This window comes from Desulfobacula sp., assembly GCF_030145145.1.
Lineage (GTDB): Bacteria > Desulfobacterota > Desulfobacteria > Desulfobacterales > Desulfobacteraceae > Desulfobacula.
In genome coordinates, this window is record NZ_JAQYWD010000032.1 from 26,594 (window position 1) to 38,947 (window position 12,354).

General features: G+C 44.5%; 8 protein-coding genes. All 8 read right to left on the reverse strand.

Annotated features, from left to right (window positions below):
• Nucleotides 1-27: 27 nt before the first annotated feature.
• Nucleotides 28-327, reverse strand: a complete 300-nt coding sequence (locus Q1Q15_RS17730) for an acyl carrier protein (RefSeq protein ID WP_300462935.1) — start codon at nt 325-327, stop codon at nt 28-30.
• The gene (locus Q1Q15_RS17735; protein WP_300462938.1) at nt 311-532 is read right to left on the reverse strand and encodes a hypothetical protein; all 222 of its coding nucleotides are present in this window, start codon (nt 530-532) and stop codon (nt 311-313) included. The genes Q1Q15_RS17730 and Q1Q15_RS17735 overlap by 17 nt, the downstream gene beginning before the upstream one ends.
• Complete coding sequence (locus Q1Q15_RS17740) at nt 529-723, reverse strand: polyketide synthase dehydratase domain-containing protein (protein ID WP_300462941.1); 195 nt, start codon at nt 721-723, stop codon at nt 529-531. Before Q1Q15_RS17740 ends, Q1Q15_RS17735 begins: the two co-directional genes overlap by 4 nt.
• The gene (locus Q1Q15_RS17745; RefSeq protein ID WP_300462945.1) at nt 720-7,994 is read right to left on the reverse strand and encodes a type I polyketide synthase; all 7,275 of its coding nucleotides are present in this window, start codon (nt 7,992-7,994) and stop codon (nt 720-722) included. The genes Q1Q15_RS17740 and Q1Q15_RS17745 overlap by 4 nt, the downstream gene beginning before the upstream one ends.
• A gap of 345 nt (nt 7,995-8,339) precedes the next feature.
• On the reverse strand, nt 8,340-8,717 hold the full coding sequence (locus Q1Q15_RS17750; RefSeq protein ID WP_300462948.1) for a hypothetical protein: 378 nt from the start codon (nt 8,715-8,717) through the stop codon (nt 8,340-8,342).
• A 730-nt stretch (nt 8,718-9,447) separates the two neighbouring features.
• Nucleotides 9,448-9,645, reverse strand: coding sequence for a hypothetical protein (locus tag Q1Q15_RS17755; RefSeq protein ID WP_300462950.1), 198 nt, complete (start codon nt 9,643-9,645; stop codon nt 9,448-9,450).
• Nucleotides 9,646-10,165: 520 nt separating this feature from the next.
• Complete coding sequence (locus Q1Q15_RS17760) at nt 10,166-11,359, reverse strand: hypothetical protein (protein ID WP_300462953.1); 1,194 nt, start codon at nt 11,357-11,359, stop codon at nt 10,166-10,168.
• Between the two features lie 497 nt (nt 11,360-11,856).
• Nucleotides 11,857-12,243: a 4-oxalocrotonate tautomerase family protein gene (locus Q1Q15_RS17765; RefSeq protein WP_300462955.1), complete on the reverse strand. Its 387-nt coding sequence runs from the start codon at nt 12,241-12,243 to the stop codon at nt 11,857-11,859.
• Between the last annotated feature and the right edge of the window lie 111 nt (nt 12,244-12,354).

Genomic DNA, 12,354 nt, shown 5'->3' on the forward strand with positions numbered 1-12,354 from the left:
AAATCTATATCTGACAATTTACAAAAATCATGATAGGCATTTAGCACTCAGGTAATGACACACAAAGTCCGTCAGTTCATCAAGCCGTATATCACGAACATTTTTTTGACCGACTTCTGCAAGGAAACGCGCAAACGGTAACTGCACCTTATAATGGCTTTCAATAGTGGTACACAGAACCACTATGTCGATGGATTCAAACCCTAGATCCTCGATGAGATACGTTTCCAGACTAATTTCTTCCCTGCAGCTGTCCCAATCCTCGGACATTTTATTCAATATCCCCACAACAACTTTAAAGACCGCTTCTTTATTCTCTTTGTTCATAATCGTTCCTTTGGCAAAAGATAGTTGCCACAATGCAATTTTGCTCGTTAATTGTTTGCACGGAAAATTTCTCTCCGGCCAGAGCTGGAAATTCCCGCACCAATTTTCCCTGAAGTGAAAGTTTCACCATGCCTACGGGAACATCCATCTCCTCAACCACCAGGTTTTCGGCTGCAGTCGACCCAAGGGTAAGTGCCTTTCTCAAGGCTTCATCAGTTCCATGGCCATTGCAGCAGGCAGTACGGGTTTACCGTCCAGGGTATGGTTTTTAAGGTAAATATCTTGGTCCGGCTCAAACGTCTTTGCGATCTCAACCTCCTGTCCGTTTTTCGTGTTCGCCCTTTTGCTATTATTGATTAAAGAAAAACTTTGACCAGCAGCCTGTCCTGTTTTCATGTCCAGCCGATACCCCCGAGTATCACCTCGGACTCTCCCTTTGCGCCAAAACATATTTCCTGATCAAGCATGTGCACACCCACATCCGGAGGAACCAATTCCACCCCTCGTTGTTCAAACTGCCTTTCCAGTTCAGGGGTGACCATTCCGGATTTTGCCCAGGGCCCCCAGTTTACGGCTGCCACCCGTGCAGGCCACAGTCCGTCCAGGTAAACTGCCAGTTTATTAAGGACCTCATTGGCTGCAGCATAATCCCCCTGGCCGATGTTACCGAACTTGCCTGCAACCGATGCAAAAAATATGAGAAACTTCAATGATCCGGGATCAAGCCTGCGGCTCAGAATAAAACCGCTGTCAACCTTTGTATTAAAAACCCTGTCAAAAGAGGCCTCTGTCTTGTCCCTCATCAACTTATCTTCTATAATGCCGGCCCCATGAATTACACCGTCTATCCGCCCATGTTCTGCATAAATATGATCGATGAGTTTCCCAAACGAGTCTTCCTCCCGGGCATCCGCCGGGTAATAATGCACAACGGCTCCGGCAGTTTGCATGGCATTTATGTTCCTCCGGATCTCACGCTCACCCAGCAAACGATTGTAGGCGGGCTCAACATGTGCAGGCTTGAAAGATTGTCCCTCCCTTTTCATCCTTGATATCAGGGCCCCTTTTATCTCTTTTAGCGTATGGAGTCCGGCTGTTTCAGTATCCTCTTGTGCAGGCGGCGGATCAGAACGTCCTGTGAGGATGATAATCGGCTTATAAAGTTTTGAAAGTTCAAATGCAACATCCGCTGTGATACCTTTTGCCCCCCCGGTGATAAGGATAACCCAGGATGAATCCATATGGTTCATCCGCTCCCTTTCCGGGTCCAGAAAAGCGATCCTGGGTTTTAAAGTAAAACGATTGGAACCGTTGTATCCCACCTCTACGAGTTGATCCTCCGACCCGATTTCGTTCATCAGGTATTTTGCAAGTTCAGATACATTTTCATCCGGTTTGAGATCCACCGTCTTTATCCTTACATCCGGCCATTCAAGGGCCAGGGATTTCAAAAGCCCGGCTATGGCGCCGTGGCCCGGGAAAAACGTCTCTTTTTTTTCAAAATTCCTGTCTGCAAAGTTTTCCTCCATGGCTGTAACCCCAATGAGAAGCGCCCCCCCTTTTTGGGCGGCCTGCCCAAAATCCTTTTCAAGCGCTTTTATCAGGTAAAAAAGGCTCTTGAACTCCAGCTTGAACCGGTGTTTAAATGCGACAAGGTCCATGGAATTAAAAGGCCTCGACTCTTTCAGAGGTAACAGATGAACCAGGCCTGAAACCGGGCCATATTCCCGGTTGACCTTTTCAAGGAACCGGGTTGCATCCTCCTGGGAATCAATTGAAATCATAAGGCAATCGCTTGCCGTCACATTTTTTTTATCGGACAACCGTACAAGAACCGCAGACTGCCCCGCCTCGGTTAAACTCTTTACAAGAGCTTGGGCAATCCCCCGTTCATCATCGGTAACGAGCATTACGCCATGATCCGGCAAGGATGCTGGCGGCCCCTCTAAAGGTGCTGCCACGGCTGAGACGGTGAAACGCCGGACAGAATTATTTTTTGCCGGGGTACCATCTTTCTCACCAGTGATGAGCTCCCCGGCCTTCGGCTCAGGGGTAATTACGGGATCTTCGTTTTGAACATGGGCTCCGATCATTTCCTTTGCCCATTCAATGATTCCGCGCAGGGTTCTGATCCCTGCCAGATCCTCCATCTCTTTTCCCATCTTCTTCCCATGTGCAGGGCATGTCTCCCCTCGGAAGACACCTGCAATTTCGCCTCTTTTTATGGAATCAATGCCCAGATCGGCTTCCATGTCCAGGTCAAAGTCGAGCATCTCTTCCGGATATCCTGTACGATCACTTACAATCCTGAGCAGATGAGATTCAAGGCCATAATGTAAAGAATTGGTTTCCTCTCTGGCCGAATCAACCCCGGATCCAAGTTCAATCTTTTCTATAGGTTCAGGATCAGGAGGATCAATGTCTGACCGCTCCTCAATCTTTTTAAAAGAAGCGGACAGATTTTCATTTTGCGACGGGGAAACTTGAAAATAGCTCAGCATTACATTCTTCTGGGTTTCAAGAAAGTGATTCATCAATTTCTGATGCCGAATCATGGTTTCGGAAACACCTGCTCTGGACAGTGAAAGAGTCGCATTTGAAACCGGCTTAACTTCCTTAACGTCTTTAATGGATGACATTTTCCCACCAATGGAAAGGGTGATGGGTTTAACCGGCTGTTCCATGCCGGCTTCCTTTAAAGGCATGGCTCTGGCACCGTTTACAAGCCATGTTGTGGGAGGCAGATCTCCGTATAAAAATTTATTGTTCAGCCTTTTTAGATTAAAATTTTTTAATGATCTTCCCTTATAAAGTTTTTCCATCTGAAACTGCACACCATTGGCTGCAAGTTCTGCCAGCAGATGAGTGAGCTGAACAAGGGAATTTCTTCCAGCCTGATCCGAAGCAACTGTGAGATGGGGGCGATCATTGAGTATCTGATCCGTGAGTCCACTGAGCACCCTGCCCGGCCCCACTTCAATAAAAATTCTTGCTCCGGTATCATACATAGCCAAAATCTCACGAATAAATTCTACGGGACTTGAAAGGTGCCGTCCCAATAACTCTGCAATGGCATTTGAATCATCGGGGAAGACAGAGGCTGTGGTATTGGAAAAAACCGTTATAGACGGTTCTTTCATATCAATGCCTGTAAGGAAAGCCTTTAGACGGTCACACGCTCCGGAAACAAGGGGGGAGTGAAATGCACCGGAAACGGGAATCAAACGTGCCGGAATTCTCAAATCCCTGAATTTTTCAAGAACCAGTTCCAGCACCTGTTTGGTTCCGGCAATAATTGTCTGTCCGGGGGCATTCAGGTTGGCTATCCATATATTATCCATATGGTCGATAACTTTTGCTACATCATCATGACTTGCGCTGATGGCAGCCATTGTCCCTGAATCCGAGTTGGCTTCCTCAGTGATAAAACGTCCCCTTGCCTCGGACAGAACAATAAGCTCCTCTTCACTGAAAACCCCGGCAGCGCACAGGGCCGAGTATTCACCATAACTGTGACCGGCTACCATATCAGGCTGTACTCCCAGATCTTTAAGCAGATGAAAAAGTGCAAGGGAGGCTGTTCCCATTGCAGGTTGAGTAATTTTAGTCTCAGCAAGAGCAGATTTCTGCGAATCCTTTTTCTCTTTTGCAAAGGCGGGCGGTGGAAAGATAAAGCTGCTGAGCGGCCTGGAAAACTTACCGTTTAGAATGCAATCACTTCGTTCAAATATTTTACGGATTTCCGGAAATGCCACTGCCAGATCTGAAAGCATGCCGACATACTGAGAGCCTTGACCGGGAAAGAGAAAAGCTATCCCGCCGCTTCTTGCAAAGGGTTTTTCCGAAAAATAGATACCGCGGGGATCATTAATCACCATGTCTGAACCCGCAAGCAACTCCCCTGCCCGTACAAGTTTCTGCCTTAAATCGTCGCGTGAGCCCGCAACCAGTGAGAGTTTCAGTTTTGAATCCTCTTTTTCTGAAAAACCAGACAGGTATTGTTGGTTTATCGTATATGCAAGATCCCCAATGGAATGATCCATCCTTTTGGAGAGGGCATCTTCCAACGATTTTATCGATTCCATAATCTCTTTACGGGAATCTCCGCTTAAGATAAAAAGTTCCATGGGCCATTTATGGGAAACGGTTCGGGATGCCAAAGGCATAAATCCATCGGTGTATTCCTCAAGCACCACGTGAAAGTTGGTCCCACCGAACCCGAAGGCACTGACACCTGCCCTGCGGGGGTGTTCATTAAAAGAACAAATCCATGGGCGAGTTTCCGTATTTACATAAAGGGGACTATCGGAGGCGTCAACTTCGTTGTTTGGTTTTTCCACGCCAAGCGTAGGGGGTAATACCTTATGATACAGAGATAACGCTGTTTTTATAAGGCCCGCCGTTCCTGCAGTGGATTTTGTATGTCCGATCATGGACTTTACAGATCCGATACCGCAGCTTTTCGGGGTTGAGCCTGCATCACAGAGAAAACGATTCAACGCTTCAAGTTCAACACTATCACCCACGGGGGTACCGGTTGCATGGCCCTCAACAAACTCAACAGTTGAGGGCGAAATTTTCGCTTTGTCATAAGCGCGCTTAAGGGTTCTGATCTGGCCATCCCTGCTTGGTGCAGTTAAACTCTTGTCTCTTCCGTCACTGCCCGCACCGATTCCTTTAATAACCGCATAGATTCTGTCGCCGTCACGTTCAGCATCCTCAAGACGCTTGAGAATCATCACGGCAACGCCCTCTCCAATAACAATTCCGTCCGCATTTTCATCAAGTGGTGCGCTCTGCCCTGTAGGAGACAATGCCTTGGTCTTGGAAAAACATAAATATGTAAAAGGATTTTGCATCGCATCCGCACCGCCGGTGATAACCATATCACTGCTGCCCGATTCAAGTTCCTTTACAGCCAGGTGCAATGCTGCAAGGGATGAGGCGCATGCCGCGTCCACGGTAAAATTTGTTCCCCCAAGGTTGAACCGGTTGGAGATCCTTCCGGCAGTAACGTTCATCAATATTCCCGGAAAGGAGTCCTCGGTCCATTCCGGTAAATTCCCGTCAAGACCGGTGATGATATCTTTCTCAGACTCACCAAAGAGCATGGGCAATGAAGATCGAATGCTGTATTTCTGTCCCAGTTCAGCAGTTCCGCTGATCCCAAGGATTACCGAAGTGCGTTCGCGCGCAAAGGGGCGTGTTGAATATCCGGCATCTTTTAACGCTTCGCTTACCGCCTCAAGTGTTAAAAGCTGCAAAGGCTCGATGGATGACAGCGTCTTAGGTGGAAACCCGTACTTCAAAGGGTCAAATGGAATATCATCGATAAACCCCCCCCATCTTGAATAGACCCTGTCCCTTTCATCTGGATTCTTGTCATAGTAAAGTTTCCAGTCCCAGCGTTCCTTAGGCACCTCACGGATGGCACTGACCTTGTTGAGAATGTTTTCCCAGTATGCCGAAAGTTCAGGCGCCTTGGGCAGTATGCATCCCATTCCGATAATGGCTATGTCCGAAGGTTTTTCCTCTTTATTGACCGCCGGTTTAATTATTTTTTCTCCAAGGGATTTAATTATTTCAGTGCTTCCCAGAGAAATGTTGCGATGAAGCCTTTTTATCGTAAAGTCCCGATGGTGAAGTGCGGCAAGCTGTCCCGTCATATATATCCCGTTGGAATGCTGCCGCATTTCAGGCACATTTAAAAATAGGGCTACATGGTCTTTTTTTCCGTGTTCAGGATTTATTTCTTCCCCTTTGGAAGCGACACGCAGCCTTCCGCGACCCAACTCCTCCAGGGCTTCCCTTATTGCATCAGCAGACTTTCCTTCGAGGATAAGTTTTTGTTGCTCATTTCTAAAAAAATTCACATACGGTGTTTGTACGCAACGGATCGCATGGCCGGGGCCGGATTCCAGAACCACCGTGCCATCGCAACCGATAAGTTCTTGCTGGTATTTTCTGAGTATCGCCCCTGTGGAAACCGCTTCCCTGGTAAAAAGATATGAACTGCCAAGCTGCACTCCCACACGGACCCCCCGGTTTGTAAGAGGAGCCGTCATCAAGCCTACCATCGCTGCAGAAACAGCATCGTGGATTCCTCCGGCAAACAGCAGATGATACGCCTCGCCTCCATGACCTAAAGGGATAAGTTCAAGAAGAATATTGATCATGGTTTCCCAGAGCACAAAACCGGAACGGGGTCCAACATGCCCCCCACACTCACGTCCCTCAAAGATGAATCGCCTGACACCGCTTTTGATAAACAGTTTTAACAAGCCGGGGGAAGGAACATGGAGATATGTAGAAATCCCCTGTTTTTCAAGAGCAATGGCCTGATCCGCCCGCCCTCCCGCGATCAAGGCAAAGGAAGGAGAATGTGACTTAATGATATCTATCTGTTCATTATATATATCCGAAGGAAGAAAGCCTAAAAGGCCAACCCCCCATGGATGATTTTTTATATGATCCCGTGTCTGTTGAAGCAGTATGTCAAGGTCTTTTCCCTCCATCCAGGATACGGCTATAAACGGCAGTGCGCCTTCACTGGCGACCTTCCCGGCGAAGGCGACATTGTCACTGACCTGTGCCATTGGGCCCTGAACAATGGGATAAAGGGTTCCATGTGATTTTGCAAGGGGTGAGCCCTCCCCAAAAGGAGGGCTGCTGGATGCTGTACTGCAATGTGAAACAACGGAATCACGAATCGCAGAGATAACCCCGCTAACAGTAACGAACCTCTCACAAAAAAACGAAGCAAGGCAGATATCCTGCCCCAAAAGATATAAGCACCCCTGAGACGAATCCCTGCTCACGAGCCGAAAAACCTCCTTTTGCCACGTCTCAACAATCTCCCCCTGAGGAAGATCACTATCGGCAAGAAATTTTTCCTTCCGCCGCAATTCTTTCACTCCGGCAGCACCCAGTCTTGAACATAGCCTGTAGTTTTTCCCGATTTCATCACCAAGGCACACTGTTTCGCTACCGTCCATCCTGGATATTATCGCCTTCGTCCTTTTGGAAAAAGGAGATTCGCGTGTCAATGAAAGCTGTGAATCCAGAATTATGCCGGCCGCCCCCCCTCCATAACAGGCCGCCGCTGTGTGGAGCCCGATGCCTCCCTGTGCCCAGATCGGAAGAGAAAACGATTGCAACAATTTCTGCAGCAGAATATAGGTTGTTTCATCTCCGACATGTCCTCCCGTCTCATTTCCTTTGGCAATTATCCCGTCCACACCTGCTCGATTCCCCAGGCGAGCCTGCTCAAGACTGATGCACTCCAGAACAACGGCAAGCCCCTTTTGTTGAAAATTTTGAACATCATTCTTCAAATTTTCAGTATGATCGCAAGTCAGAATGACTATCTTGAGGTGTTTAAATAGATTCAATGGGGACTCGAGAAAAAATTTCCGGTTCTGCCAGTCAAGTTTTATCCCAAACTCCCCTCTAGCATATTGTGCAAGCTTATTAACAGCGGTCAGCATTTTCTTTTTGTTAGCTGTATATTCAAGATTTAGAATTCCCAGTACACCTGCACGGCTTGCGGAAATTGCCAATGACGGGTCAATGAATCCTGCCGGGGTAAGAACCGCGATTTGAAATTTATCCATGGAGATTTGAAGGCTGTCGCCTGCACAGGAATAGGTCGGTCTATTTAAAAACATACTATTTACTCCAGCATTTAAGTAGAAGTCACAATACTTAACTCAACTTTCGGACTTTAACTTTTATGGAAAAGGTCAGGCTTTTTTCATTGTGTTTTTCTCCTCTATTTCACGCCCTCGTCATTTTTCTGAATCCCAGGATTCCAATGATTCCGGAACATAGAAGCCATAAGCTAGTCGGGACGGGAACAGAATTTACTGTCCCGTTAAAATTGAGAAAGTCGGGGGTTGGTCCGGCTTTTATTAGGTTATGTTCCAAATTAAATTTTAATTGGCCGTGCATTTCTTTTTCCGAATAAAGGATGAAACTTTCCAACTTTGCGGTTACAACGATAGCGGGATCCCCTACTGGAAATGGAATAAATTCAGTATCCATTGGCTCGGGGGGGGGGTAAAATCATATTCATCCCCATTGACATTTCCTCCCTCGTTTAGTGATATAAACAAAGTTGGGTTGAATGTTATAGTAGCAATTGTGAAATCAATTGCTATATCAATTGAATCGGCATTAAAATCAAAATGCTCCAGAACTTGCGATATCTCAGCCTCGACCGAACTTGCCGCCACATTAACCGGAGTATTTCCTAAAAAAACAAGGTCAACCGCAAGTTGAGTTTCTTCCGTTGTTATCAGCCAGCTTCCTGTTGCATCATAGGTTGCGGCGAAAGCCGTGTGACTGACGATAAAAAGGGTTGCCAGAACTGCAAATAAGTGCCTTACCATAATCTAACCTACTGTTTTTGATGCAAAAATTCATGATAGTAATTCTATTTGGAACTTAAGAGACACAGAAAAAAAATAAGCCCCTAAAAAAATCGGTTTAATTTTGATGATCAACAATCCAAATATAATGCCAGGATTTGTGCCAAACCACACAATTCCTACTTATGTGGATATCTTTATTTCTATACCCATGAGGATAGTTTTATAACTACAGCTATATTTTGTATTGAAGAAGCAGAAGCAGAAGCAGAAGCTTGCTATTGTGTATCATTTTGAGAACTGAAAACTATGAGTGAATGCAGATTACTATATTTTGTACTTTTAAAGACTCCCCCCCATGTCAAGACCAATTTTACTTAATTTTTTTTGATACAATTTACACCCTACCATGTTTTTTTGTGCATGCAATTTTGGAGCCATTTTTTTTAAAAACCTGTAATACATTGCCAGCAAGTATTTACCGCATTATTATGTACTTTTTTTCTCTGCAATTAATGTAATAGTTTAGGGAAAAACTTTCCTTAAATGTAATATTTTAGGAAAAAACTTTCCTAATGGTTTGCCCTTATTTTTAGTTTAAAGGGCTATTAAAGGGTATTGAAACCGTCCAAAATCTGACAGAATTATAGTATCCCTGTCATCTTCCAATCATTTTTTTTGCTCAAATTGTTTGGTCTATCACCTGATTTTGTTTTTAGCCTTTTAAAATCTCATATTAGAGCGGCCCTTTTTATAATTCAGGCAATACCAGAACAGTCCGAGCAGTTATTTCAGAAAAATTTTTTATATAATCGGCCATCTCCGGGAGACTGCGGATTCCTCCAAACGGCATTTGATCTTCAACTCCAGTAAGCTTCTCAATAGGGATGTCCAGAGTCTGAGAGTAATCATAATTATTAACTACCTCATCCATAATTTGTTTGAGCAACTTTTTTTGGATTTCCTGGTCATTTTTTCCAGTGAGGATGTTCAATTTTCAATTGTTTTTTTATTATCAATCTGATATTTTTTCTGTGCATAAGGCCTCTGTTTTTGTGTTATTTTTTTCGATTAGTCTCTTAAAAAACCACACACTAAAACAGAGGTTTTTTCAATACAAAGCTATGATATTATTGACTTTATGCTAAATATGGGAGTGTCGATTTCAACACCCTTTAATACTGTTGAAGTTTAGATGTCACTTAACAAAACTTAATATCATTAAAAAACATTGAAAATAGTCACAATTTAATTGGTTTAATAATTCTGCACAAACACCGCTTATCATAAAGTCTTTAAGTGTGAAAATGTTTTTTATATATTGAGTAGAATTTGGAAGAATGCCGTTTGGTGCTATCTCAGATTCCTATAGTTTAACGCCGCTAATCAGCCGCGCTGCTTTTTGCGTCGGCTGAATTAGCCTTGTTAGCAATCACAATAAAGGGTTATTCATTACTGAGAATGTTCCCCTATCTTCCTTCAGGCACAAATTCAATCAACCATATTTCAGGGGAGAGGGCTTCGTAGCCGCCGATCAACCTCTTGCGAAACGGAGCGGCCTGGATCATGATGGCCTTTCCGTCCTTGCTCCATGAAAAATCCGAGGCAAGATAACGCCTACGACCGTTATTGAAACTTGTTACTTTTCGCAGAACACCATCGGCATTTCTTTTGATGTAGAGTTCTGTTTGTAAATCTTTGGCACGAGATTTAGGTGCCTGCCAGCTAGCATCATGACGGCTGGAAATAAACGCCAGAAATTTCCTATTTGGAGAGAAAAGCCCGTGCTCATCCCATGTTTTGGGGCTGTCCACTAACTTACGAATATTCCTTCCGCGAGCATTCATCAAATAAATATCATCCACATACGGTGCGCCGTTTTTTGTGTGAGAAAATACAATGGATCCATCCTCCAAAATCTGGTGGGTTTCGAAAAAGCCGCGATCATCGGCAATGAGGGTTTTAGGGTTTGAAATCTTCGCTGTTCCCGATTTCCTCAAGTCCAGTATTCCTGAGACAATGCTCCAGCCCTCCCAATGATTTTCTCCGCCTGGCGTGCGGTTTTTCCATTTGGGATTCACGCGACCGGTTGGTGTGCGAGCGGAAAAGATAATTGTTTTCCCATCCGGGCTGATCTGGGGATGCAGTGCGGCATGGTTCAGTTTTGTCTTATAAATCAATTCGGCTCCGCTGCCGTCGCGTTTGATGATCCATATATCATTGTTAATTCCCCATGCCAGGTGATTAAAGAGCATATGCAGAGAATTTTCATTTTCTACCTGGAATATGATGTGCACTCCGTTCGGATGCCAGACGGGCTGGCCGACAAAGCCTTTGGGCACAGGCGCATTGCAGGTAACACAAAATCTGTCGCTGCCGTCCGGCTGCATAGTATACAGTTCCGTGTTCTTCGTGGTGTCATCAACAATAGCATCGAAAGCGACCAAATTGTGTTTTACGCCCTTGTACCAATCCAATCGCCCGCCGCTGACAGTAACCTTTTTAGATTGAATAGAAACGGCATTGGCAGAACTCGGTGCGAAACATACAGATAAAAATGATAATCCTATGACAATCAGTATGAGAGATAGCTGTTTTAAAGAATGCCTGCTTTGTAGGATGTCCGTTGTAATAATCTTGTGATGGAAATGTTTAACGTACATATAAAGGAACTCCTGTCTTTGAGTGCTAATGCGGATAACCAGCGGGCGCGAGGTCTTTCAATACACCAAGGAATTATACGTAAATTCGCAGAGTTTTTCCCGTCTAGTTCATCCCGTTGTTAGCCGCCGCATTCATAATCTATTTGATTAAATTCATTTATTGCTGAGTCGATTTCTGAAAAAAGCTGGTCTTCATTCACCTCCAAATTGTCTTTTTTCAGTCTCCTTGCGCAAGTCTCTATGGCTTCCTTTAAAAAGAATCCCCTTTTTCATGACAGGCTCCTCCGATTTTGCAAGTATTTTTTTATATAAAATACCAACCACATGTATTGAAATTATAAATTTTTTTTCGTTTCAGGCAAGGACAAATACCACATTCCGTCCATGCCGATTTATAACCCAAACGATATAAGAAACAAACCTTACTATCAACGTTTTTATTCTAGAAAAATCAAGTCTTTTCTCTTATGAACTTAGCGCGCTATCGCGCGGGTTTTTTAGTCTGGAACATATTCCAGTGTCTCTTGATTAAAACCCGGGCAAGCCAAAACAGGCATAAATTTTTCAAAATATCTGCCTTCAAACTCTGCTATTCCTATCTCAAAATCAATAATTGCTTCGTTCATAACCACTTCAAAATTACACCGAGAACAACGATAACTGTATCCCTCCATCGGGGGACCGAACTTTTGTTTCCTAAGCGCCGTCACACATTCTCCACCAATGCCCCAATTATCTGTACTGACCTCGTCAATAACCACAACTATCGTGGCAGGATTTTTATCCAGCACATCCACCAGCAGTTGTGTTGCCCCTTGAATAAGTTTCAGTTTCTGTTCTTTTGTAACATTTTCATCTGTGATTTTAATATTAATGTACGGCATCAGCGTTTTTTCTCCTTCCTCAATATTTATTGTCTTCATATGGAAAAATATGATATTCGGCTTTTGTGCTATAATCAATAGAATTAGCAGACCGAAACATCAACAAGGAAT